Origin of the sequence: Aquirufa originis, assembly GCF_042714495.1 — a bacterium.
GTDB classification, from domain to species: Bacteria; Bacteroidota; Bacteroidia; order Cytophagales; family Spirosomataceae; genus Aquirufa; species Aquirufa originis.
In genome coordinates, this window is record NZ_JBBKXY010000001.1 from 403,342 (window position 1) to 429,488 (window position 26,147).

At 42.6% G+C, this 26,147-nt stretch carries 21 protein-coding genes; 15 read left to right on the forward strand and 6 right to left on the reverse strand.

Translation table 11 applies throughout. The features are described 5' to 3' along the window. Positions 1-2 precede the first annotated feature (2 nt). The 15 genes from SKC35_RS01685 (at position 3) to SKC35_RS01755 (ending at position 17,762) form a co-directional block, all read left to right on the forward strand. Positions 3-1,274 carry a sugar isomerase gene (locus tag SKC35_RS01685; protein ID WP_377977767.1) on the forward strand — a complete coding sequence of 424 codons (1,272 nt, stop codon included), beginning with the start codon at positions 3-5 and terminating at the stop codon, positions 1,272-1,274. 1 nt (position 1,275) lies between these two features. Beyond that, a complete protein-coding gene (locus tag SKC35_RS01690) occupies positions 1,276-2,559 on the forward strand; it encodes an FGGY-family carbohydrate kinase (protein WP_377977768.1) in 1,284 nt (427 codons plus the stop codon). A 1-nt stretch (position 2,560) separates the two neighbouring features. Beyond that, positions 2,561-3,274, forward strand: a complete 714-nt coding sequence (locus SKC35_RS01695) for a (Fe-S)-binding protein (RefSeq protein WP_377977769.1) — start codon at positions 2,561-2,563, stop codon at positions 3,272-3,274. Beyond that, positions 3,267-4,610 carry a lactate utilization protein B gene (locus SKC35_RS01700; RefSeq protein ID WP_377977770.1) on the forward strand — a complete coding sequence of 448 codons (1,344 nt, stop codon included), beginning with the start codon at positions 3,267-3,269 and terminating at the stop codon, positions 4,608-4,610. Before SKC35_RS01695 ends, SKC35_RS01700 begins: the two co-directional genes overlap by 8 nt. After that, entirely contained in the window at positions 4,607-5,104 is a 498-nt protein-coding gene (locus SKC35_RS01705) for a LutC/YkgG family protein (RefSeq protein WP_377977771.1), read from the forward strand. Before SKC35_RS01700 ends, SKC35_RS01705 begins: the two co-directional genes overlap by 4 nt. A gap of 19 nt (positions 5,105-5,123) precedes the next feature. Beyond that, positions 5,124-5,570: a glucosaminidase domain-containing protein gene (locus SKC35_RS01710; RefSeq protein WP_377977772.1), complete on the forward strand. Its 447-nt coding sequence runs from the start codon at positions 5,124-5,126 to the stop codon at positions 5,568-5,570. After that, on the forward strand, positions 5,571-6,422 hold the full coding sequence (locus SKC35_RS01715; protein ID WP_377977773.1) for a hypothetical protein: 852 nt from the start codon (positions 5,571-5,573) through the stop codon (positions 6,420-6,422). Further along, the gene (locus tag SKC35_RS01720; RefSeq protein WP_377977774.1) at positions 6,397-7,890 is read left to right on the forward strand and encodes an MBOAT family O-acyltransferase; all 1,494 of its coding nucleotides are present in this window, start codon (positions 6,397-6,399) and stop codon (positions 7,888-7,890) included. Before SKC35_RS01715 ends, SKC35_RS01720 begins: the two co-directional genes overlap by 26 nt. Next, complete coding sequence (locus tag SKC35_RS01725; RefSeq protein ID WP_377977775.1) at positions 7,887-9,077, forward strand: GDSL-type esterase/lipase family protein; 1,191 nt, start codon at positions 7,887-7,889, stop codon at positions 9,075-9,077. Before SKC35_RS01720 ends, SKC35_RS01725 begins: the two co-directional genes overlap by 4 nt. 32 nt (positions 9,078-9,109) lie before the next feature. Beyond that, positions 9,110-10,366 (forward strand): Gfo/Idh/MocA family oxidoreductase, encoded by a 1,257-nt coding sequence (locus SKC35_RS01730; protein ID WP_377977776.1) that lies wholly within the window; start codon positions 9,110-9,112, stop codon positions 10,364-10,366. Positions 10,367-10,370: 4 nt separating this feature from the next. Then, positions 10,371-12,953: a 3-keto-disaccharide hydrolase gene (locus SKC35_RS01735; protein WP_377977777.1), complete on the forward strand. Its 2,583-nt coding sequence runs from the start codon at positions 10,371-10,373 to the stop codon at positions 12,951-12,953. Positions 12,954-12,957: 4 nt separating this feature from the next. Continuing rightward, the gene (locus tag SKC35_RS01740; RefSeq protein ID WP_377977778.1) at positions 12,958-13,419 is read left to right on the forward strand and encodes a (2Fe-2S)-binding protein; all 462 of its coding nucleotides are present in this window, start codon (positions 12,958-12,960) and stop codon (positions 13,417-13,419) included. Then, positions 13,416-15,512 carry a xanthine dehydrogenase family protein molybdopterin-binding subunit gene (locus SKC35_RS01745; protein WP_377977779.1) on the forward strand — a complete coding sequence of 699 codons (2,097 nt, stop codon included), beginning with the start codon at positions 13,416-13,418 and terminating at the stop codon, positions 15,510-15,512. The genes SKC35_RS01740 and SKC35_RS01745 overlap by 4 nt, the downstream gene beginning before the upstream one ends. After that, positions 15,513-16,532: an acyltransferase gene (locus SKC35_RS01750; protein WP_377977780.1), complete on the forward strand. Its 1,020-nt coding sequence runs from the start codon at positions 15,513-15,515 to the stop codon at positions 16,530-16,532. A gap of 66 nt (positions 16,533-16,598) precedes the next feature. Further along, on the forward strand, positions 16,599-17,762 hold the full coding sequence (locus SKC35_RS01755) for a helix-turn-helix domain-containing protein (RefSeq protein WP_377977781.1): 1,164 nt from the start codon (positions 16,599-16,601) through the stop codon (positions 17,760-17,762). A 196-nt stretch (positions 17,763-17,958) separates the two neighbouring features. On the opposite strand, the gene SKC35_RS01760 is transcribed toward SKC35_RS01755, so the two are convergent. Genes SKC35_RS01760 through SKC35_RS01785 form a run of 6 tightly spaced genes read right to left on the reverse strand, consistent with a single transcriptional unit; the run spans position 17,959 to position 26,146 of the window. Further along, positions 17,959-18,633, reverse strand: coding sequence for an ABC transporter ATP-binding protein (locus SKC35_RS01760; protein WP_377977782.1), 675 nt, complete (start codon positions 18,631-18,633; stop codon positions 17,959-17,961). A gap of 1 nt (position 18,634) precedes the next feature. After that, on the reverse strand, positions 18,635-19,888 hold the full coding sequence (locus SKC35_RS01765) for an ABC transporter permease (protein WP_377977783.1): 1,254 nt from the start codon (positions 19,886-19,888) through the stop codon (positions 18,635-18,637). Further along, positions 19,888-20,964 (reverse strand): efflux RND transporter periplasmic adaptor subunit, encoded by a 1,077-nt coding sequence (locus tag SKC35_RS01770; protein ID WP_377977784.1) that lies wholly within the window; start codon positions 20,962-20,964, stop codon positions 19,888-19,890. The genes SKC35_RS01765 and SKC35_RS01770 overlap by 1 nt, the downstream gene beginning before the upstream one ends. Before the next feature lie 54 nt (positions 20,965-21,018). Then, entirely contained in the window at positions 21,019-21,693 is a 675-nt protein-coding gene (locus tag SKC35_RS01775) for a peroxiredoxin family protein (protein WP_377977785.1), read from the reverse strand. Between the two features lie 6 nt (positions 21,694-21,699). Continuing rightward, positions 21,700-22,470 carry a fibrobacter succinogenes major paralogous domain-containing protein gene (locus SKC35_RS01780; protein WP_377977786.1) on the reverse strand — a complete coding sequence of 257 codons (771 nt, stop codon included), beginning with the start codon at positions 22,468-22,470 and terminating at the stop codon, positions 21,700-21,702. A 4-nt stretch (positions 22,471-22,474) separates the two neighbouring features. Further along, positions 22,475-26,146, reverse strand: a complete 3,672-nt coding sequence (locus SKC35_RS01785; RefSeq protein ID WP_377977787.1) for a hypothetical protein — start codon at positions 26,144-26,146, stop codon at positions 22,475-22,477. Position 26,147: the final 1 nt, after the last annotated feature.

Below are 26,147 nucleotides of genomic sequence, written 5' to 3' on the forward strand. Positions count from 1 at the left end.
GTATGAGCACAAAGATGAATATTTCGAATCATAACGAGGCATTATTAGCCCAACATACCCGCCGATTGGATTTCTTGAAATCCGAGGTGAACTTGCCAGCTGGCATTTTGCAGAAATTAAAGGATTTTCAAATTGCGATTCCCTCTTGGGCCTTAGGCACGGGAGGAACGCGTTTCGGTCGGTTCTCTGGCGGAGGCGAACCTCGTAATTTGGAGGAAAAAATCGCGGATGTGGGTTTATTGCATGCCTTGAATCAGTCATCCGGCGCGATTTCTTTGCACATTCCTTGGGATATCCCTACGGACCCTACTGCGATTCGTTCGCTAGCTGCCCAACATGGTTTGGCTTTCGATGCAGTGAACTCAAATACCTTTCAAGATCAAGCGGTTCAAGCGCATTCCTATAAATTCGGATCCTTGCAACATGTTTCTGCGGCGACTCGGAAACAGGCGATTGATCATAACATAGAGGTAATTAAGCACGGGGTGGAACTTGGATCTAAGGCATTGACCGTTTGGTTATCTGATGGTTCTTGTTTTCCAGGTCAGTTGAACTTCCGTCATGCCTATGAGCGCACGGTGGATAGTTTACGGGAGATTTATGCGGCGCTACCTGCCGACTGGTCTTTGTATTTGGAATACAAAGCCTACGAGCCGAACTTCTATTCGACGACCGTGGGTGACTGGGGTGCTTCGTATTCAATGGTGAATAAATTAGGGCCGCAAGCAAAGACCTTGGTCGATTTAGGTCATCATTTACCGAATGCGAACATCGAGCAAATCGTTTCGATCTTGTTGATGGAGGGTAAATTAGGCGGCTTCCACTTCAACGATTCGAAATATGGCGATGATGATTTGACGGCAGGCTCAATTAAACCATATCAGTTGTTCTTAATCTTCAATGAATTAGTGGACGGGATGGACGCGAAAGGAATGAATCATGCGAAAGACCTAGGATGGATGATCGACGCCTCACACAATGTAAAAGATCCATTAGAAGATTTATTGCAATCGGTGGAAGCGATTCAAATCGCCTATGCTCAAGCATTATTAATAGATCGTGCAGCCTTAGAAGCAGCACGTGAAGCAAATGATGTAGTGCGTTGCCAAGAGATTTTACAGGCTGTTTTCCGTACGGATGTACGCGCATTAGTGGCACAAGCACGATTGGAATTAGGCGGAGCTTTGGATCCCATTGCCTTATTCCGTCAGGAGAAAATGCGCGATCAATTAATCAAGGCACGTGGTGCGAAAACGGTAGCGACGGGATTGTAATATGAGTGTTAAAACACCTGTCATCGCGGTATTTGACATAGGAAAGACGAATAAAAAGGTCTTTCTGTGGGATACTTCGTTTCAGATTGTGTTCGAGAAACAACAGCATTTTGCGGAGATGGTGGATGAGGATGGATTTCCTTGCGAGGATTTGCCCGCACTTCAACAATGGATTGTTTCCACGTTTACAGAATTTTGCCAAATACCTGAATTCGAACTCATCGGCTTGAATTTTTCTGCCTATGGCGCTTCGTTTGTGTATGTGGATCGAACGGGGGAGCCGGTGGCGCCCATGTATAATTATTTGAAACCAGCTTCCGCGCCTTTTCCCTATGCAGATTTTGGAGGAGAAGCGGAATTTGCGCGCAAAACGGCATCGCCCATTTTAGGGAATTTGAATTCAGGTCTACAAGTATACGCAGCACGTTCAAAGCCTTTTTGGTCGGAGGTATTCAAAGCCTTTCATTTTCCTAATTACTTAGCTTCCCTTTTTACGGGTAAGTTTTTATCAGAGATTACATCCATCGGTTGCCACACCGCTTTATGGGATTTTGACAAGGGGCAATACCATCCCTGGGTTTCCCTTATTGAAGATAAATTAGCTCCAATAGCCAGCGAGTCTAGTATGGAAATGGATGGAATAAATTATGGGTTCGGTCTACATGATTCCTCTGCAGCTTTAGTACCTTATTTGCGCACGGTTTCGGAGAAATTTGTGCTCTTGTCGACCGGTACCTGGTGCATTGCGATGCATCCTTTCAATGAATCTCCGTTAAGCGCTGCGGAATTAGAACAAGATGTCTTGTGTTATTTGCAACCCAATGGAAAACCGGTGAAGGCTTCTCGCTTATTTGGAGGGCATTTTCATGAGGAGCAGGTGGCTCGGATGGAACAGCATTTTGGCGGATCATTTACCGATTTGAAATTTTCAAACGAAGTGTTCGAATTAAAACCGAAAGCATCTTCCGTTTTTGAATCAGCCTTCGCCTCACGTGATTTGAATGATTTTCCGGATTTGGCTTCGGCATATGACCAATTCATGGTAGATTTGGTAGGTCAACAAATCTGTAGTTTGAACCTGTTGCTGAAAGAGGCACCGGTCAAACAATTGCTTGTCGATGGCGGTTTTAGTAAAAACGAATGGTACATGCGCTTACTAGCACGTGCCTTTCCAGATGTAGAAGTGTATGCCGCAGAAGTTGCCCAAGCGAGTGCTTTAGGGGCTGCTTTATTGGTTTACGAAGGGGAATTACCCCAAAATTTAATTCAATTGAAACGTTATTAGGATGCGCGTTGCCCTGTTTGTTCCATGTTACATTGACCAATTCTATCCGCAAGTAGCGGTGGCGAGTTTGGAATTGTTGGAGAAACTGGGATGCGAAGTCATTGTACCGCAAGACCAAACTTGTTGCGGCCAACCGATGGCCAATTCCGGTTTTGCATCCTCCACGGAGGGTTGCGATACTAATTTTACTAACAATTTTGTCGGTTTTGATTACATCGTGGGGCCATCCGGTTCTTGCGTATTACATCTAAAAGAGCATCATCCATCGGAGAAAATCCGGAAATCGGTATACGAGATTTGTGAGTTTTTGACGGATGTTTTGAAGGTAACTTCCTTGCCTGCAAAATTCCCACATCGTGTCGGATTGCACCAAAGCTGCCATGGACAACGTGGTTTACGTTTGAGTTCCATGACAGAGCGCAATGAAAAGCCTTTTTCGAAATTAGAAGATCTATTGGGACTAGTGGAAGGTGTTGAAATTTTAAAACCTGAACGGGCTGATGAATGCTGCGGTTTCGGTGGAACCTTCTGTGTTACTGAAGAAGCCGTTTCGGTGAAGATGGGGCAGGACCGAATTAAGGAACACGATGCGAATGCAGTGGAATATATTGTGGGAGCGGATACTTCGTGCCTGATGCATATGGAGGGGATTTTGCGTCGCCAAGGTTCTAAAGTTCAGGTAAAACACATCGTAGAAATATTGAATCATGATTAGTCACGCAGAAGCTTCGGAGAAATTTATTGCGGATGCTCAACGGACCGACTGGCATGATGAAACCTTGTGGTTTGTGCGTGAAAAGCGCGATAAGGCCGCGATGGTATTGCGCGAATGGGAAGCCCTGCGTGAACACGCCTCTCAAATCAAAGATCATACCTTAGCGAATTTAGGCAGCTATTTGCAAGCCTTCGAAGCGAAAGCGACAGCGAATGGAATACATGTGCATTGGGCGGCAGATGCAGCGGAACATAATGCGATCGTTCACCAGATTATTGCGGAACAGGGTTCTAAAGTCCTAGTGAAGAGTAAATCGATGCTGACGGAGGAATGCCACCTCAATGATTATTTGGCTTCCAAAGGCATCGAAGTAGTGGATACCGATTTAGGAGAACGCATTGTGCAGTTTCGTAAGGAAGCACCTAGTCACATTGTATTACCAGCTATTCACCTGAAAAAAGAGGATGTGGGCGAGACGTTCCATCAGCATTTAGGGACGCCTAAGGGTAATAAAGATCCACAGTTTCTAACGGAGGCAGCCCGCCAACATTTACGTGGCCATTTTTTAGCCTCTGATGTAGCCATCACCGGTGTGAATTTCGCCATTGCTGAAACGGGCGAATTTGTGGTTTGCACAAATGAGGGTAACGCGGATATGGGAGCACATTTGGCTAAAGTCCATATTGCCTGCATGGGTATTGAAAAGATTATTCCTAAACGAGCGGATCTGGCCGTGTTTTTACGATTGCTTGCACGCAGCGCCACAGGTCAATTGATTACTACTTATTCCTCGCATTTTCATCAACCACGCGAAGGTCAGGAAATGCATATTGTTTTGTTAGATAATGGCCGTACACGGCAACTCGCGGATCCGAAATACAAGAATTCGTTGAAATGCATCCGCTGCGCGGCGTGTTTTAACACCTGTCCGGTGTACAGAAGAAGTGGTGGACATAGTTACCATCAGCCGGTGGCAGGGCCGATCGGCTCCATTTTAGCGCCTAATATTGACAAGAAAGCCAATGCTGATTTACCTTTTGCGAGCACTTTATGTGGTTCTTGTTCCAATGTCTGTCCGGTGAAGATAAATATCCATGAGCAATTGTGGTTTTGGCGTCAAGACTTGATGGCGGCAGGATTAGCTCCAGTAGGCAAAACGATAGGCATGAAGCTGATGGCATTCACATTAGCTCATCCGGCGATTTATCGAATAGGAGGGTCGCTCCTGCGGAGATTTGCACCCCTATTCAATTCCCGATTAAACCCTTGGTACAAACAGCGGGAGATGCCAGAAGCACCCAAGGAGAGTTTTCAAGAATGGTACAAGAAACGATGAGCGCAAGAGAAGAAATATTAGGGAAAATTCACGTGCAAAGCGAAATAAGTCATCCAGGCGACTTTAAAGGGGCGTCGGAAGATTTTGATTTCAAAGCTGCTTTGGAGGTGGTAGGAGCGCGTGTTTTGACCGCCGAAGCATTGGAAATCGAATTTCCAAGTAGGCGTAGATATGACAAAACCTTAGAAGGTTTGAGTTTAGCCGAAGTGGAAGTATTGGAAATCGATGGCGAATTTGGAGTCGCGGAAAATGGGGCGATTTGGTTGACGGAGGAAGCCTTACCGCATCGGGTGGCGCCATTCATTTGCCAACATTTAGTGATCAACGTTTCTAAAATAGTTCCGAATATGCATGCCGCTTATGAGGAACTAAAAAAGCCGAACTCGAGCTTCGGTTTGTTTTTAGCCGGTCCGTCGAAGACCGCAGATATTGAGCAATCGCTCGTGATTGGGGCACACGGTGCCCGTAGTTTGACCGTGGTAATCCGCGCTTAATTTTGTATTTTTGCTTCGTATGAAGCCCATTGTTTTCTTTTTTATTGTCCTGTTTTTCCAGCTTTCAGCGCAAGCCTTTCAAGGCACGCAGGAGAAAATCCAACGCTACAAACCCTTCATTGATTCCTTGTCTCAAGTGTATGGGATTCCTTCGAAATTAATTGTTGGGGTGGGGATTTGTGAATCCGGTTTTGGTCAGTCTAAGCAATCCATAAAGCAGCATAATTACTTTGGATTGCGCGGTAAATATTCGCGTAAAAAGAAGTCTAGTTTCAAACATTATGCGCGCCCAGAGGATAGTATGGTGGATTTTTGCGAGGTTTTGGCTAGCAAAAAATACTACACAAACTTGAAAGGGAATCCGGATCCGATGAAATGGACGCGGGCAATGGCGAAGGCGCGTTATGCGGCGAATGCGAAACGCTGGATTCGGTTAATGAAGAAATCTTTTACGTTGATTGATTAGATGAAAAGGTTTTATCTGTTTTGGGCGGCTCTTTGTTTCATTATAGCGTGTTCTGCGCTGTATTTGTACAGTTATATCCCCAACACTTATTTGCTTGCGGATCAAGAAATCAAGAAGTTAGTTGAGATAGAAAAACCCGCGGAACAGGTTTCGGAAATTATCGAGGTAGCTAAAGTTGATACCATTCCCACCTATGTCGTCCCTGCAGATACCGCAGAAATGGTGTATTCTGCCATTCCTGAGCCCATTTTGCCGGACTCGAGTGTGGATGATTCCACGCAGCACCGGGTATTGTTAATAGGTGATTCAGAAGCCGGTGGGATGAAGAATGTATTGAATGATTATTGCCAAAGCAACGGCCACAAACTCGTCGCCACCGTCGAGTGGGCGTCTGCCACTTCCTTGAACTTTGCGAAATCCGATACGATTTCCAAGATTATCAAACGCTATCGTCCCAGTTTCGTATTTGTTTTATTTGGCCTAAATGAAGTTTTAGCAAAGGATTATGTGACTCGAAAAACCCTAGCTAAAGGTTTTCATAAACGCCTGAGCGGAATCCCCTATGCTTGGATTGGACCAACGAATTGGGGCTATGATTACGTGGTGACGGATGCCTTTCAAGCAGTAGCTGATTCCGCTGCTTTTTTCTCTTCTAAACACCTTGTTTTACCGAAAGCGACAGATGGCAGACATCCTTCGTTGCCAGGTTACCGCATTTGGATGGGGAATGTAGCTAATTGGTTGCAGGAATCGAGTCGTTGGAAGATTAGGATGATGCCTCCAACGCGGTTTGGCTATCCTAAAAAATACAAAGCAATTGTTTTAAATGCAGCAGATTATAGAGGTTATTAAGCAGGCGTTTGGGTTGATCCCTTTTGAGCAGCTCCTTCGTGAATTCATGCTGTATTCCACGAAAGAGCCTTGGTTTTTTACGGAGTTTTCATTCCTGTTTGCATTCGGGATTTTTCTCTTTTTTTATGCACTCCTTTTTACCCAAAATGCCCTGCGTAAAATCTATTTAATCGCCTTTAGTTTATTCTTTTACTATAAATCGAGCGGCCCATTTTTAGCCCTTTTTGTCTTCCAAATCGTGGTGGATTTCCTTTTTGCTCGCAGAATCGAACGGTCCGAAGGCAATTCAAAGCAAATTTGGATGAGCATCGCCGTTCTGTTTAGCCTTTCTTTCTTGCTCTATTTTAAGTACCCTAATTTCATTTTAGAGAACACGAATTGGCTCTTATTGACGCACTTCGAGCCGGTGGATTTGTTTCTGCCTATCGGGATCTCTTTTTATACCTTTCAGTCGATTTCCTATATCGTGGACGTGTACCGAGGCGAGATTCGGTCCTCCAAAAGCTTCCTCGATTATGCTTTTTACATGACCTTTTTTCCACACTTGGTGGCGGGTCCGATTGTTCGTGCGAAGGATTTTTTAGGCCAAATAAATTCCCCAGAAAACCTGGATGCTCGCCGCTACAAAGAAAGTTTGTTTCGGATTGTGACTGGACTGATCAAGAAATTATTGATTGCAGATTACCTGGGAAAATACGTGGATATGGTATTTGAGAACCCGTCCTTTTATACGGGTGGAGAGAATCTGTTGGGTGCACTAGCGTATAGTTTTCAGATCTATTTTGACTTTTCCGGCTACTCTGATATGGCCATAGGGTTAGCCTTATTGTTAGGTTATCGCTTGAAGGAGAATTTTGAAAATCCGTATGGATCCTCGAATGTGACGGAATTTTGGCGCAAGTGGCATATTTCCCTCTCCACCTGGCTGCGCGATTACGTCTATATCCCGTTAGGTGGAAATCGAAAAGGGACATTGAATACCTATCTTTTTTTGTTGATCACGATGTTAGTGGGTGGTTTTTGGCACGGGGCTAGTTGGCAATTTGTTTGCTGGGGAGCTGCGCACGGATTAGCGCTGGCACTTCATAAGGCGGTCCATAAATACCTTCCGGAAGGCAAATGGATGGACTTAATAGGCGGCATTTTTACGTTTAGCTTTGTCACTTTCTGTTGGATTTTCTTCCGGGCGCGTGATTTCGATACGGCATTGTTAGTGCTGAATCAAATGGCCAGTGCGACTTCTGAGACTGATTTTGTTGGTTTCTGGTTTTCACGAAATGAACTAGCTATTTTACTCGTGGCCCTTTTATCTTGGACAATAATTCCCGAAAATTGGAAGCGGAAAGCATTTGAATTAACATTTTACGTGCCTTCCTTCTTTTGGTTTTTCTTCTTATTAGCGGCCCTGCAATTAATCATTCAATTCCGCGACACCTTGGTGCAACCCTTTATCTACTTTCAATTTTGAGGTATGTATTTCTGCTCTTTTGGGTGTTATCGCTTCCTCTTTTTGCCAAAGTGGATTCCACTCAAGTCTGTCATTCTTGCAACGTCATTCAGCGAGATGTAGACGTAGCCGCATTAGCAACTAAATGGAAGTCTGGAACCTTGAAAGTCCTGCATCTGGGGGATTCACACATACAAATTGGTCATTTCTCTGGTGAGATTAAACGACTATTGGGAGTGAAAACGGAAGGAATTCAATTCCCCTACAGTCTCGCGAAAAGTGTCGATGGCCGTGTCCTAAAATCCAAATCGATGGGTCGCTGGGAAGGAACATCTATTCTAAAGTCATCAACGGGTCAGAATATTGGCTTATCAGGTTATGCCGTTTCTACGCGTGATAGTACCGCACAAATCACCTTTACGTTGAAGGATTCCCTGGCTACGCTGAATCAGATTCGGGTTTGGACTCATTCAGATTCTTGCGCGATGATTCCAGATGTAGGACTGGAATTTATTTTAGAGAAACGTGGTTACCAAGGAAACGTGGCCTATTGGGATTTTAAAAGCTATACTAAAGTAAGTCAATTTACCCTAGGTCTTCATAAAAGCGCTTCAAATCAAGATGAATTTACGCTACACGGGGTGGAGATTTTGTCCAATGAAACTAGTATCGATTACCAAGATTTAGGCGTGGCTGGAGCGCAGTTTACGCATCTGAAGTCTCGAGGGAATGTAGCTTTGGACCAAATTGAACTCCTAAAGCCGGATCTACTGATCTGCTCCTTTGGAACTAATGAAGCCTATAATGCAAACTGGAATCCAGCAACCTACAGCCAGGCGGTAGCCGAATTTATGCAAGATGTGAAGGCCAAATCCCCTGAAACGGTATTTCTTTTCACCAGTCCACCCGATACGCGCAGCCAGAAACGCATCCCCAAATTTCAGCAGCAGGTCGTTCAAACCTTGTCTGAATTGCCCGCTGCGTACTATGATTTGAATCAGGTGATGGGTGGTTTTGGTTCAAGTGCAGAATGGGTAAAAAATGGTTGTTTCCTGAAGGATCAATTGCATTTAACGAAAGAGGGGTATCAGTTGCAGGCAAAATTATTTGTTTTGTCCTTGTTCAAATCCTGGGGTGATCAAGCCGCAATCGAAAGTTTGCAAAATCAGGTCAATCAGCACACAGTCAGCATCGGAATTCCTAAATAATTCCTATATTTAGTGCAAAACCTGTTTAATCTATGTCATTTTCAAGAAGGAAATTTATAGGACAATCTGTTCTAGGTTTGGCTGCATTTAGCATCGTGCCACGCCACGTATTAGGAAAGGGCTTTTTAGCGCCATCTGATCAATTAACAAAAGCAATTATTGGAACCGGAGGAATGGGTCGTGGACACATACCTTATGCGGGAACGCGGGTCGTAGCGCTTTGCGATGTGGACAAGAAAAACCTGCAGCTTGGATTAGATAAAGTAGAAAAAGGGGTTAAATCATTCCACGATTACCGGGAAATGATTCAATTGCCCGAAGTAGATATTGTTCACGTTGCCACTCCGCCTCATTGGCACGGAATTATGGCGGCGGATGCGGCGAGAGCGGGGAAAGACATTTGGTGCGAGAAGCCGATGACCCGAACCATCGGGGAGGGTAAACGCCTCAAAGAAGCCGTTCAGCAGCATGGGCGTATTTTTAGATTAAATACTTGGTTCCGTTTTGAAGGAAACTTTTATGGAATGAATACCACGGTGAAGCCGATGAAAAAAGTGGTGGATTCTGGACTTCTGGGCTGGCCATTGAAGTTTACGGTGAGTAAGCATACCGGTTTTGATTGGAAATTTTACTGGGTTGGGAAGACGGATTTGACGCCGCAACCGGTGCCTTTGGAATTAGATTACGAGAGCTGGTTAGGACCCGCTCCTTACAAACCATACAACGTTCACCGCACTCACCAAACCTTCCGCGGCTACTGGGATTACGATGGAGGTGCGCTAGGAGATATGGGGCAACATTATTTGGACCCTATCCAATATATGCTGGGAAAAGATAACGAGTCACCGGTGTACATCGAAGTGGATGCACCCGTGCAGGATAAAGACGCCGTGGGTATCTTTAATCGCATTACTTATACGTACGCGGATGGCTGCCAAATCGTGTTAGACGGCGAAGCCAAAGACGAAAAAGTCGCTTATATCGAAGGACCTAAAGGGAAATTATACCGCAATATGCAGTCCGATATTCCGGATTTGGCGAAAAAACTAGCTGAATTCCCGGATCCCGTCATGCAGCAAACGGATTTTGTCGATTCGGTTAAGAATCGTAAGAAATTTGCCTTGAATGAGGAAAATGGACACCGTTCTTGCACCTTAATTAACCTGGGTTTAATCGCGATGCGCGTGCACCGCAACTTGAAATTTGACCCCATCAATCAAGTCATTGTGGGGGATGACGAGGCAAATCGCCTAATAGATCAACCGATGCGCGCACCTTATATTTTATAAAACGATGAGATATCTATTCCTATTTTTATTGATCGGTACCACGGTGTTCGCGCAAGATGCGAGCCGGGTAGAACAAAATCGCCTCCGTTCTCTAGCAGAGAAAGGCGACTTTGTGAGCTTGAAATCAGCGGCTTATGCCCTAAAGGGTGCCTATGATCCCACGCAAGTGACGGAATCCTATATCCAAGCCATCTCGAAAAACAGAGCGGAATTGCTGGCCTATTTAGCGATTGGTTTGACGGAAAACGCAGAGATGAAAACCATGGCACATTTGGATGCAGCGGTTTGGTTACAGCGTTACGCAGCATCAAGACCGCAAGTGATGGCTTTTATTCTGAAGAACTATTTGAGCACAGCGCGCGATGTAAATGCTTTAAAAGTAGCGAGTAAATCTTGGGATGCAACGCACGCCCAGGCATTTGTAAAAGCGGTAGGAATCTATAAAGCTGCATGGGCTATTCCAGCCATGCCTGCAGGTTATGTGAAGGAAAAAGCCTTGGCTTTGTTGCAGGTGGGCGGCGTAAATAATTTAGCGACGGTGTGGGCACAATTAGCCTCATCTACAGAATCGACGCTTGAAATAGCCGATTTTTGTACATCTCTTAAGGCAAATGACTTCTTCAAAAAGGCTTTAGCGAACTATGAAAATGCCAGTCTAGCTCAAAAATCAGTATTACTTGTGTTTGGATCTTCGCGTCAATGGCCGGAAGTAAAGCCTTTGGTTTGGCGTTCTGTGCAATCAAATTTATCCACTCGCGCAGTTGGATTCTATGCCTTACCTTATTGGGCTAGTGTAGCTGATTTTGATATTATAGCGGGGAAATTAGGGTTTTCCGAATTGCCGAATGAGGTGAAGTCATTGCAACAAGCGATGACATCTATTACAAGGCAAGATGGTACGTTAAATAGTAAAATTACCGCCTTCGCTCTGAAGGCTAGTCAAAAAGTCAATTGGATTCCTTTTGTACAAGAAGTGGAAAATCTAGGCTGGTTGTATGCTGAAGCCAAGAAAACGAATAACGAAGAAGCCATTCGCGCTTTTGCACGGATCAATGCGAAGTTGTTTAAAAATGTAGATCAGCAAGTGCTGAACTACCGTAACGCATTGGATTTAACATCGAACTTAGAGACGCGGGAGCAGATCTTTAAGGGTTTGGCAAAATGCAATTCTCTTTCCGCGATGCGTACGCTGTATCTCGGATTACAGGATCCGAATGTACGCCAAATCGCAGCCGATGGTTTAGCGGCTCTCTATCTTTCTAATCCTGATTTTAGAGGTCAAATGACAAGGGAGTGGGTGCAAGAAGTGTTTTGGCAAATTTCCGATCCTGCTGTTCGCGAGAAACTGAATGACGCCTTTAAAATAGCTGATCGTGGTTTTTATACGATGTATAATGGACAAGATTTACGTGGTTGGAAGGGACTTGTAGCTAATCCAGTGAAGCGTAGACAATTGTCCGCAGATACCCTAGCCTTGTTGCAGGTGAAAGCTGATAAGATCATGCATGCAGGCTGGGAGGCGAAAGGAGAGGAGCTTCATTTTACAGGGCACGGTGACAATTTGTGTTCGGTGAAAGACTACCAAGATTTTGAAATGTATGTGGATTGGAAAATCGAAAAAGAGGGAGATGCCGGCATTTATTTGAGGGGATCTCCTCAAGTGCAGATTTGGGACATTTCACGGACAAATGTGGGGGCTCAGGTAGGTTCTGGAGGTTTGTATAATAACCAAACAAACCCGCGTAACCCTTTAAAAGTGGCGGATAATCCGATCAATGAATGGAATACCTTCCGTATCATCATGAAAGGCGAGCGGGTAACGGTATACCTAAATGGTGAATTAGTGGTGAATGACGTGCTTTTAGAAAATTATTGGGATCGTAAGCTTCCTATTTTTGTCAAAGACGCGATAGAATTGCAAGCCCACGGAAATCACATCGTTTACCGTAACATTTATGTGAAAGAATTGAAGCCAGCGACTGCCTATGTGGCTCCAGAAACAGACTTTACTGCCTTATTTGATGGGTCCTCTCTATTTAATTGGACCGGAAATACGACGGATTATTTCCCTTCAAATAGCGAATTAGTGGTGGATCCGACTCGTGGAGGAAAGGGTAATTTGTATACCAAAAAAGAATACGGTGATTTCCATCTCAAATTCGATTTTCAATTAACGCCAGGGGCTAATAATGGCTTAGGCATTCGTGCACCTTTAGAGGGAGACGCGGCTTATGTGGGTATGGAATTGCAGATTTTGGACAATACAGCGCCCATGTATGCGAAACTTCAACCTTATCAATACCACGGTTCCGTTTACGGAATCATTCCGGCGAAGCAAGGTTTTTTAAAACCGGTGGGAGAGTGGAACGAAGAAGAGGTAATCGCTCAAGGAAATAAAATCAAAGTAATTTTAAATGGAGAAGTTATTCTAGACGGGGATATTGCGTTGGCCACGAAAGAAGGAACGGCTGATCACAAAGAACATCCAGGTTTGTTAAACAAATCAGGCCATATCGGGTTTTTAGGACATGGTTCTCCTTTGAAATTTAGAAATATTAGAATCAAAGAATTGAGTAAGAAAAAATAGAAATATGGCTATCAATTGCACAGTTAACAAGAAAAAGGTCTCTTTGGACATTGATCCAAATACCCCCTTATTATGGGCGCTTAGAGATCATTTGTCTCTATTAGGAACAAAGTATGGTTGTGGTATTGCTCAATGTGGAGCATGTACCGTTTGGGTCAATGGAGAACCGACGCGTTCTTGTGTATTACCTATTTCTGCCGTGTCAAATGCACAAATTACCACGATTGAAGGACTGGATCCTGCCGGAAAACACCCGGTTCAAGTGGCTTGGGATGAGCTGGATGTCCCCCAATGTGGTTATTGTCAAGCAGGTCAAATCATGACCGCTGCGGGTCTTTTGAAAAAGAATCCGCATCCCACAGAACAGGAAATTGTGGACGGTATGTCCGGCAATATTTGCCGTTGTGGAACCTATCACCGTATTCAGGAAGCCGTAAAATTAGCCTCTAAAAAAATCAAGAAATGAAAACGTCGAGAAGAGATTTTATTCAAAAAACCGCCTTATTTACAGGTGTTTTTACCTTAGGTTTTGATTGGTTTTCAGCCGAAGCTTCCGCAGAGACTTCCGCGATGGAAGTGGTCACAGGTGCGGGTCGATTTAATGCCTTTTTGTCGATCGATAGCTTGGGCAAAGTCACCTTATTTTCTCCCAATCCAGAAATTGGACAAGGGATTAAAACGGCTTTCCCCGTCGTAGTGGCTGAAGAATTAGATGTAGATTGGGCGCAGGTTCAAGTAGAACAAGCGAATCTAGATACAAAACAATTCGAACGTCAATTGACAGGAGGTAGTGGCGCATTGAAGCACTCTTGGGAGCGCTTAAGAAAGGCTGGCGCCACCGTGCGGAAGATGATGTTGCAAGCGGCAGCAGATCAATGGAAAGTGGATGTGACGCAATGCAAAACCTCGAAGGGATTTGTATTAGGTCCAGCAGGCCAAAAAGCCTCCTACGGTTCTCTTGCCGAAGCGGCTTCTAAATTGCCTGTTCCGTCTGAGGTCACATTTAAGGATCGTAAAGATTATAAGATTATTGGAACGCGCGTCAAGGGCGTTGATAATAAAAATGTAGTTACTGGTAAGCCTTTATTTGGGATCGACATCCGTAAACCTGGGATGGTTTTTGCCCAAATCGTGCGTCCACCTTTTGGGGCAACGTTGAAATCGTTTTCGGCGGAGGATGTAAAGAAAATGCCAGGGATTTTAGAGGTAGTTTCGTTTAAAAACAAAGTGGCCATTGTAGGTGAGAGTACCTACGCCATCTTGCAAGCCCGCGCTAGCTTGACTTGTGATTATGGTTCTGATGTGCCTTTGGAAAGCAATGGTACCCACCAAAACTGGTTCGACGAAGGAATGAAATCCGATAAGGCACAGGTAATGCGTAAAGACGGCGATTTTGCTGCTGCCATCGCCTCAGCGGCTAAAGTAATCGAAGCGACTTACGAATGTCCTTTCATCTCCCATTCTCCCATGGAACCGATGAATTTCTTTGCAGATGTTAAGGCGGATTCTGTTTTACTAGCGGGTCCTACACAGGTTCCGCAACCGGCACAAAAAGCTGTTTCGGATTTATTGAAAATTCCGGTGGATAAAATTCAAGTGGAATTGTCCAAAATGGGGGGAGGTTTTGGCCGTCGTCTAAGCAATGATTTTGTGCTAGAAGCGGCTGAATTGTCGAGCATGATCAAGAAACCTGTTTTAGTAATGTGGACCAGAGAAGATGACATGTCAGGCGGAACCTACCGTCCAGCGGCTCGTTATCGTTTTAAAGCAGGATTAGATAAAAATGGGGAAATTATCGCCTTTGCTTTGAGAGGAGTAGGCCTAAATGCGGGTAATTCGACTAGACAAGATAATTTCCCAGTGGGAGCCATTGAGAATGTGTTGATTGAATCGATTGACCAAAAATCTGCCGTATCCACCGGACCTTGGCGTGCGCCGATCACGAACTTCTTGGGCTATGCAGAACAAGCCTTCTTGGATGAGGTGGCAGAAGCCGCTGGAAAAGATCCGATTCAGATGCGTTTAGCCCTTTTGGAAAAAGTAAAAACGAAACCAGTCGGTAAAATCACCTATGAGCCGGCTCGCTTTGAAGAAGTGATCAAGCAAGTAGCTGAAAAGGCGCAATGGAAGAAAAAACCAGGTGTGCACCAAGGATTTAGCGTCTATTATTCTCACTTATCCTATGTGGCCCAAATCGCAGAAGTCAAAGTCGAAAAAGGCAAGCCAAAAGTCACGAAAGTAACGGCTGTAACTGATTGTGGTGAGGTTGTTAACTTGAGTGGCGCTGAAAATCAGGTAAAAGGAGCCATCATTGATGGAATGGGACACGCCCTATTTGCTAAATTAAATTTCCAAAAAGGGGTAGCCAGTCCTTCTAACTTCAATGCTTACCGGATGATTCGCGGAAATGAAATTCCAGTGATTGATGCGCATTTTGTGAATAATGGAATTGCTCCTACAGGATTAGGCGAACCGGCTTTGCCTCCCACCGGTGGCTCGATTGCCAATGCCATTTATGCGGCGACTAAGAAACGCCATTACAAACAGCCGTTCAACTAGATGAAAATAACCTGGCTGGACAATCTTCGTGTAAATGCAACCATAGGGGTGATTTTAATTCACGCCTCGGCAACTATATTATTTCGATTCACGAAGGTTCCGGCTGATCATTGGTGGTTCGCAAATCTGTACAATGGGGGTTATCGCTATGTGGTGCCTATTTTTGTCATGTTATCTGGCGCTTTATTATTGCCTCGCGAGGAAGCGATTGGACCTTTTTTGAAGAAGAGTTTTATGCGCATCGTTTTGCCTTTTCTCTTCTATAATTTGATCTTTTCAATCTTTAATTGGCAGGTCCGATTGCGTGGAAAATCGTTTGGTCTAGAGGAAGGATTGAACTGGTTAGGGCAACAATATTTTAATGGCGCTTCCTACCATTTTTGGTACATCTACATGATCATTGGGATCTATTTGTTTATCCCCATCATTGGTCGTTGGATTAGATCAGCTCCAGAATCGCATATTCAGTATTTTTTGGGCATTTGGGGCTTGACAATCTTGTTTAATAACCCACATTTTCCTTATCTGAAGTTACCAGTCGCATTAACGGATTTTACCGGCTATGTGGGCTATTTAGTACTAGGTTATTACCTGAGTACAAAGGAATTTTCTTCCGGAATAAAGGGGAAGGCTTTCGTTATTTTCTTAATAGGTACGCTCTGGACGATGGTTGGGTCCTATTATTTTACGGCGGAAAGTGGAAAGTTTTACGGCTTGTTGTATGCTAATTTTTCGCCAAGCGTTGTTTTAGCAACAGCAGGTTTATTCTTGTTTTTCAGGTACCAAAACCTTGATATTCGCATTCTGACCCCTTTTCGCGATTGGGTAAGTTCTCACAGCTATGGTATCTATCTAGTACATATTATTGTATTGTTTTATTTGGCCAAAGCAGGTGTTTATGGAGAAATGCTTCACCCAAGTATCGCGGTGCCATTGACCGCATTGGCTTGTCTGTTGATTTCGGGCGGAATCGTTTGGGTATTACGGAAAATACCCCTGATTAAATACGTAGCGGGTTGATTGATTGTGGGGGTATTTTTGTACATTCGTTAGAATACCTGTAACCACTCATACCTAACCATTTTAATGCACGAAATTTATAAGTTTGGACACAGTCTTGCTGTGTTCATGAGCTTTTTCATTATCCTGCTTTTACTGTTAAAATCCTCCGGACCTTTCTTTAAAAGTCCGAAGCGTTTCCTTTTTTTCTATTTCCTTATTTTTGGTTTATTCACGCTACTTCACTACTGCCTTTTCGTTGAATGGCATGTGGAAATTGTAGCTGTGCTTTTTGGGAATTTTGATGCGTTCTTTTATTTGCTTTACCCTTTAGCCTATTTCTATGTGCGAGGGATGGTGAGGGAAAATGTAGTGTTAAGACCTAAGGATTTACTTCACCTGATACCCTTTTTCATTCAGGTGTTGGACATGTTGCCCTATTCACTAACTTCGTTTGCGCATAAAATACTCATTGCGGAATTAATTAAATTCGATATTCACGAGTTAGTGAAACAGCAATTGGGCTTTTTCTTTTCAACTCGTTTCCATTTTTATGTCAAGTTACTTCTCAGTAGCCTTTATGTATTTTATAGCTGCCAAATCTATTTCCGCTTTCGCCCTCGAAACACGAAAAATTTCATTCTGCATTATTGGATTCCAGGTTTTTTACTCGTTCAAATTCTTCTCATTCTCTTCTTAACTTATTTCTTTTTAATTCTCCCAAGTTCGAATCAATTTAAATTAACCTATCAAGGAAATTCACCTTGGAATTACTTGGGACTTGGGTCCTATCTTGTCCTCTCTTTAAGCGTCTTTTATTTTCCTGAATTCTTATACGCACCTTACATCCATGCAGAGCGAGAGGCTAAGTTGAAAATTCCGAATTACGAATTGTCTCCAGAAAAACTGATTGAAATCGAGACGAAGTTGGATTTGTATTTAGAGGAGTATAAGCCCTTTTTAAAAGCAACGTTTTCGTTAGCTCAATTATCTGCCTCCTTAGATATTCCCGTGCATCATTTCAATTATTACTTTAGAAAGACACAGCAGTCTAATTTCTTGGAGCAAAGAATGCGCTGGCGGATTCGACATGCGAAGGAATTAATCGATGCAGGAAAAGACAAGGTAATTACCTTGGAAGCGATTGGTTTAGAGTCCGGTTTTCAATCTAGGACTACCTTTTTTGTGAACTTCAAAGAATTAGTGGGGGAATCTCCCTCTGCTTATGCTGAAAGAAAAGCTAGTAATTAAGGCTATTTTGGTAGTTTTTTGATGTGGTTTGTTCGGATTTTCGAAAATGGAACATACAACTGTCCAAATCTTCTTTTCTTTCCCTCTTTAATCTTAATATTGTTTAAGCGAATCTGATAGCGCCTAACCACTAAGAAATAATAATAGAACAGATGAATGCAGGGAGCGAGGGTTAATGACCCTTTGCTCCTTTTTTTTATTTGATATGCCCGTCTTCCATTTCGATGATCCGAGTTGTTCTAGCTGCAAATTCATTATCGTGAGTGACAATTAATAAAGTCTGCTTATACTCTTCTGCTAATTCTTGAAAGATGTTGAATACGATTTCAGAATTCTTTTTATCGAGGTTTCCTGTCGGTTCATCACCCATTATTAGTAGGGGGTCATTGATTAGAGCACGAGCAATGGCTACCCGTTGTTTTTGACCTCCTGATAATTGGTTGGGGTCTTTCAATGCTTCTTTCTCAATGCCTAAAATCTTTAGTTTTTCGTAAGCTCTATGCTCGATTTCCTTTTCTGAAAATTGCCCCAGCTTTAGGCCCGGTAGCATCACGTTGCGAAGGACAGAAAATTCGTTCAACAGGTAATGGAATTGAAATACGAATCCGATTTTTTCATTTCGAACGATGGCAAGTTCTCCCTCTTTTTTGTCCCGCATCGAAATACCATCTATTAGAAGATCACCTTCATAGTCCGTATCCATAGTGGATAAAATGTAAAGTAAGGTGGATTTGCCGCATCCTGATCTCCCTATTACGGATACGAACTCGCTTTGCTTCAGCTGGAAGCTAACCTTATCTAATATCTTCACGGTCACAGGATCGTGGAAGTATTTCGTGATTTCTTTTGCCTCAAGTACAACCTTGTTCATATTATTTCCCTCTAATGATGATGACAGGATCGATTCCACTCGCTTTTCTAGAAGGGAAGAAGCCTGCAAAATAGGTGGTAACAATGGCAAACGTTCCACCGATGAAATAGAATTTTGGATTGTAATTGATGGGGTATGTTTTGACTGTGGGAAGTGATTCCGTGTTGAAGGGAATTTGGTCTATGAGTGATGATAATCCAAATCCCATTAAAAGTCCCATCAGTCCGCCAAAAATACCAATACTCAATGCAATCGAAATAAAGATCTTATTCACGTCTTTCCCGGAGAATCCCACCGCTTTCAAGATGGCAATGGAATCCATTTTTTCATAGATCATCATATTCAAAATGTTGTAAATCCCGAATCCAGCCACTAATAATAGGGTAATTCCCACGGCATAGGAAATGAGCGTTCTGACAGAGCTACCCGTTTCAAATTGGGAGTTTGCTGTCTGAATATCCACAGCATTTAATTCATAAATTCTTCGGTATTCCTTTGCCACTTCAGGAGCCCACAGTATATCTTTTAATTTCACCTGAATGTCTGTGATGTAATTACTAGGTTGCCCCAGTAGTTTTTGCGTGGTGCTAAGGGAGCAATAACTTTGGACATTGTCTAAATCTTGTATACCGGATTGGAATATGCCTACAACCCGCAGTGCCACCTGATCTCCTTTGCTAGTAGTCACTTGGATGACATCCCCCACATTTGTCATCATTTTCGTAGCCACGCCTTTGCCTAAAACGATACTATTCGGTATGTTTTTTAAATCAATGTAATTACCTGAAGTCACATAATCGCTAAACTTAAATAGGCGATTTTCTTCTACCGGATCAATGCCGAAAATCGCTCCAGTTAAATCCACTGCCCCCACATTGTAAAATACCTGTGCATTTATTTTAGGGGCAACTCCTAATACACGCTCATCTTTTCTAATTGCCTCTATGATCGTTTTGCTGTTATTAATCCCTAATAATTCGTTTTTCGGTTTAATCGAAGAAACGAAATTGTGACCTAAGGGATTCAAGAAATCGGCAGGTTGCTTATCTGAAATTTGAATCTCTTTGTAAATCCTTACGTGAGCAGTCCGGTTTGTAATTAATCCATCTAGCATATCGTTAAGTCCGGACATAAAGCTAAGCACGGTGATAAACATCGTAATACTAATCGTCACCCCAATCGCAGCGACTAGCGTTTGCTTCCATCGTGCAATTAACAAGGAAAAGGCAACTTGATAGACGAGTTTAAATTTCATTAGTTCGGCTTTACGATTTCATCTGTGGCTTTCAATCCAGATAAAATCTCTGCTTTTTGGAAATCTTTTAATCCGATTTTTACCACTCTTTCTTCGCCAGAAGCCAAGGTGACAATTGAATCATTTTTTAAGAAATTTCGTGGTATTAGTACTACCTTTTCTCTTCGACTTAGTAAGATATTTGCCTCAAAGGTGATGTTAGGGAATAATTTAGGTGGAGCCTTCGTGAATTTAGCTTCCACTAAAAATGTTTTGCTGCGCTCGTTCATTATTTCCGAGATCTTAGTCACCTTCGCTTCGAACACTTGTTTTTTGTAGCTGTCCAAAGTTACTACAACATTTTGCCCTTTAGAAACTCGTAATATATCGTTTTCATCTACTTGCAATTCCAATACGAAATCCCTGAAATTTCCGATCACAGCAATCGGCGTTTGGGGAGTCACTATTTCACCTTTTGTCTTTAATAAACTGTAGACAATGCCATTCGTCTTAGATCGCAAGGTGAAATCCTGTGCTTGGTTCGTTGAAATTTGTAGATTCTTCTTCGCCTGTGATGAGCTAAATTCTAACACTCGTTTTAAATCTTTGTATTTCTGAATGGCCGATAAATAATTCGACTTAGATGTCTGGAAGGCTAATTCTTTCAATTCAAAATCCACTTTAGTTCCAATTTGCTGATTCCAAAGGTTTTTTTGACGAAAATAAAGGGAAGAATCAACTCTGAATTTATTTTTGGCAGTTTCTATGAGTAATCGAGCGTCATCTAATTTTCCTTGATTTGCAGAAAATTCGTTGAAATTAGCGGCTAATGCTGCGTTTTCAGCATTAAATCGTTGCGTTTCATTTGTGATGGTTAACAATGGACTGCCGATGTGTACGGAATCTCCTTCTTGAACCAAAATTTCATTAATAATACCATTCACCGTTACAAAAGCCTGGTATTGATCTGTCGTCTTCAAGACGCCAGAGGCATAGATAGATTCAGTGATGGGCCCTAAAGTGGGAAGGCTAGTTTCTTGTTTCTTTCCACAGGAGAAAAGAAGAATCCCAATGGCAAAAATAACTACATGTTTCATAGTCGTAAATTACCCAAAAAAGGAACACATTAGAATGATGCTAATCATTTTATTCTAAAATAGATGTTCGAAATCTTTTAATTCAGTCAAGTTCTCTGGAATGCCACTAATTCGCATGCTATTTCCTTGGATTAGAAATAGGCTAGGAGTGGAGAATACGCCATACTCTTTTCGCACCTTTTCGTCTGCTTTAATCGTTTTCCAGTGTGTAGGGAAGGTCCATGGATTCATATCTTGATCAATCTGGATGGCAATTACAGGTAATTGCTTTTTTTCTGAATAGGGGATTAAATCGACCAGTAACTCGGTACAATGAAAGCAAGAGGGGCTGTAAAATAGTAAAAGAACCTCGGGTTTGTCCAAAATGTATTGTGAAAGTAGGAATTCTTCTGCCTGAATCTCTGGTACTTTTTCACCTATTTGTAACGTGCGAATACGATGAATTTGTTCGTTGATTTTAGACTTTAGTTTTGCGGGGCAATCAGGGTCAAGACTGAATTCTTCAAGCTTTTCAATCCACTGAAGTTTGCCTGCTGAAGCAATTTTTTTGTAATAATAATCTACAGCTTCTCCGTATTTACTAGCTGATTTTGCTTTTAGATCTCGAATATGGAGAACGACTTGTTCGATGGAAATGCGTTTTGCTTGTGGTTGGCCATATACAGGTATGACCCTTACGTGATTTTGTGCTAATAGAGAAAAAGAAAGGAAAAGCAAGAGGTATTTCATGTTCGATTAATCTCGAATACAACGAACGGAAAGACCTGCATCTTTGTCATTATTGGATATTTGATTGTAAGTCTGTGTCGTATAAATAACCAAGCCTTTTCCATAGCTAACATCATTGGAAGTAGAACTCCAGTAAAAAAATTTCGATCCTCTGTCTGTTAATGTAGTCGAACTTCCCGTACTTATGTAGCCTGCAGCATGCATTTTTAAAGCGCCTGCGTAGGCTTGAGCTCTCAAGTTGGAGCTATTCACGTTAGTCCACTCAGTAACAGTTGGAACACGCCATCCTGCACCTAATTCAAGTGTGCATGGATCTTTGATAGCCTCCCAATTCACTGTCTCTGTATTCGTATTCGATGTAGGAAAACTAGGGGAAGTCGTTGTTCCATTGTTTTTATATCCTTTTTTCTTATTGAATTGCCAATACCAACCTGCGGCAGTCTCTGTGGCATCCGTTTCTGAAATGGCTTGATTCGTTGATCCTAGATTTTGTGTAATCCAGCATTTTTGTGAACCACTTAGACTTGAACTAACGGTGCCATAGGTGACTGTTTTGTTTTCTGGCGCCACTCCATTTGATATAGAGTGAACAATAGTCAGTGTATTTCCGCACACAAAGGAAAGGGTTTTTTTTCCAAATCGTTCTAAACCTTTCCCGCTCCCAATTCTACCACTAAAGTCTAGGTAAAGATTTGGATTGGTATGCCGAAATCCCGTTTTAGTTAATTGAGCAAAACTCAAAAAAGGTATAAAAAGAAAGAAGAGTGTTCTTTTCATTGTGTTAATAGAAATAATCAATTTGTATGCGATCACCCGCCAGTAAGGTATATGCATCATTATTTGCCGGAATATAGGTGAAAGTCGTTCCAGATATGCTGAAGGCTGTTTTCGAAATGCGCACCCCATTGATATAGAGTTTTATAAGTGCATTGCTGGATTTTGTCTGGGTCAAAGTAAAAGCAGTTTGACCTAGAGTCGCCGTATATTCATCTGATACCTCTCGAACTAAACTGAAATCAGTGCCTTGAACCGCAGCAGTCATGGCCGAGGTTCCATTTCCTTTTACGATTCCGGTTATCGTTGAGGCACCTGTTCCTCCATTTCCCACTGCCAAAGTTCCAGTTACGCCCGTTGTCAATGGTAAGCCAGTTAAATTTGTAGCAGTACCTGATGCTGGTGTTCCTAGTACCGGTGAAGTTAGGGTAGGAGCAGTTAATGTTTTATTAGTCAAAGTCTCAATTCCGGTTAAGCTAGCTTTCAGATTTAGCGCCGTTTGTGTGGCTGTGCTGATGGGCTTAAGTAGATCTGTCGTGTTGTCTACATTAGTTAGACCCACCATCGCTTTTGAGATCCCTGAAACGAGTCCTGTGAACGTAGGAGACGCAATAGGCGCTTTTAAGTTTAGATCTGTAATATCCGCTTTTAGTGCGAGATCAGTCGCATTGGCTTTCAGATTAAGTGCAGTAATGCTAGCCTTTAAGTCCATTGCTGCCTGTGTTGCCGAACTAATTGGTTTTAAGGCGTCAGTTGTATTATCGACATTACCGAGGCCGACCATTGTTTTCGTGATCCCAGAGACAGTTCCCGTAAATGTAGGAGCATCTAAAGGGGCTTTTAAAGCTAATGAAGCGCTACTCGCTTTTGTGTCTAAGGCTGTTTGGGTGGCTGTGCTAATGGGCTTTAGTAAATCGCTCGTATTATTCACATTACCTAAGCCTACTTTAGTGGGGTTAATTCCGATGGCTACTTTAGCATCAGTGATGGCTCCTGAAGCTATGGATGGGCTATCGGCCGTACCTGATAAATCTCCCCCTAGTCTAATTTTTCCATTCACCAATGAGGTCGCATCTATCGTAATCGAAGCATCTACATAGGCCTTATTCGTAGCATCAGTGCTGAGAGCTGGCAAGTCTGTTAAGGTGATTTTTTTGCTAGTTGGAAAGATTAAATTCCCTTGCATAGTGCTACCGGCTAATTGAACATAGCGGGCATCTGTTGTTCCAATATTATTCGTTATTTCATTCCATACCGTACTCACATAAATAAAGGTTCGACCATTATTCGATCCAGTTGGATCGCCAGAGACGATAAAGATATCACCTTCCACCGGCGTACCACTTGTTGTAAATGTTCCATTGTTGTAAACACCAGTATAATTACGACCCAGGGAGATGGCGATTTCTCCAGCAGCGTTAGGGGATACCCCATTTACTTTTTTAACGGTACCTTTTAAATCTAAAGCCGTTTGTGTGGCGGTGCTAATTGGTTTATTGGCATCGGAAGTGTTATTTACATTCCCCAAGCCTACCATGCTTGCTGTAATTCCCGAAACGATCCCGGTGAATGTTGGAGAAGCGGTACCTGCTTTAATGGCTAAACCTGCTTCCAAGTCAGTAATATTAGCTTTTAAATTCAGGGCAGTTTGGGTGGCGGTACTAATGGGTTTAGTTAAATCAGTCGTATTATTTACGTTTCCGAGGCCTACCATAGACGAGCTTATCCCTGAAACATTACCCGTAAAGGTGGGTGAAGCAATGGGGGCTTTTAGGTTTAGGTCAGCGATGTCTGCCTTAAGTGCTAAGTCGGTCTCATTAGCCTTTAAAGCCAAATCCGTGTTCGTAGCTTTTAAATCTAAGGCGGATTGCGTGGCGGTACTGATTGGTTTAGCGAGGTCAGACGTGTTATTTACATTCGAAAGACCTACCATCGAGGATGTGATACCTGAAACAGTGCCTGTAAAGGTAGGAGAGGCGATAGGTGCTTTCAAGTTTACATCCGATATGTCTGCTTTTAGGGCAAGGTCAGTTGTATTTGCTTTTAAATTCACAGAGGTAATACTCGCCTTTAAATCGAGTGCTGTTTGGGTCGCCGTGCTGATAGGTTTTGCTAAATCGGATGTATTGTCTACATTCCCTAAACCTACCTTAGATGCACTAATTCCAGAGGCTATTTTCGCATTTGTAATAACTCCTACTGCAATTTCTGGGCTAGCTGCTGTACCCGTTAAATCTCCTGCTAGTCTTATTTTTCCATTTAGTAAGGTTGTAGCGTCCAATGTTTTTGATGCATCGACATACTCCTTATTGGCTGCATCTGTCGAAATGGTAGGTAAATCAGTCAGAGTTATTTTTTTTCCTGAAGGGAAAAGTAAATCACCTTGCATCGTACTTCCCGCTAATTGCACATACCTAGCGTCAGTCGTTCCGATGTTATTTGTAATTTCATTCCAATCTGGATTTAGATAAATGAATGTTCGTCCATTGTTTGCGCCTACTGGATCAGTAGAGACAATGAACACGTCCCCATCTACTGGTGGAGCGCTCGTAACAAATACTCCTCCATTATACAATCCAGTATAATTTCTTCCTAGGGAAATGACTACATTCCCATTGACATCTGGAGAAATACCATTTACTTTTTTGACTGTTCCTTTTAAATTAAGTGCAGCTTGAGTGGCCGTACTAATTGGCTTAGCCGCATCTGTGGTATTATTTACATCTGAAAGTCCTATCATGGCGGCTGTAATTCCAGATACATTACCCGTAAAAGTGGGAGATGCCAGAGGCGCTTTTAAATCTAAATCTGATGTATTTGCTTTTAAAGCTAAAGCGCTACTTGTCGCTTTAGTATCAAGCGCAAATTGCGTTGCATGACTAATGGGTTTATCTAGATCGGATGTATTATCGACAAGTTCAAGTCCAACTTTGGCTGGATTAATGCCAAAGGCAATCTTTTGATCCACTACACTCGAGTCGCGTAGCTTCGAACTATGTACAGCCCCATTGATAATTTTTTCTGGTGTAATCGCGTTTTCCTTAATGAGCGGTGCGGTCGCAAGGCCACTCAAATCACCGGAAAGTTTTATTTTACCAGGTAAAATGGCAGATGCTAATGGGACATCATTTAAAATTATTTGATCAATTTGATTTTTAATCTCTAGTCTTAAAGCGGTTAAATCGGTTTGATTTAATAAGCCTGCATCATTCTGGAACGCAGAAAGTTTCGTAGGTGTTCCTTTCACATTGAGGTAGTCCACGGACTTCGCATATAGCGCATAAGGGCTGTAATGTAGGGAACTACGACTTATTTCAGTATAAATAGAAGCGGATGGAAATTTCACCTCTACTTGAAGTGTTTTGAGCGTGTCTGTCCAAAGAATATCATCAAATGAACTTGTTGAGATTTTAATTCCTTTTCCAATGACGACATTAATGAGTCCATACTCATCTGTCTGAAAAGATTGCGTTTCTTGGTAATCTACTCGCGTTCCTGATAAAAGACTAAATCTCAATTGAATAGCTGTATTCGCAAGAGGTTGCCCGTTGTAGTTATTTCCAGGCATTGATATTGGGTTAGGGTCTAAAATCACCGCTTGGTAATTAATGCCCGTTTTTTGGCCAAAAGAAACTAGTGAAATCCCTATAAATAGGATTGTGTAGAATATTTTATACATA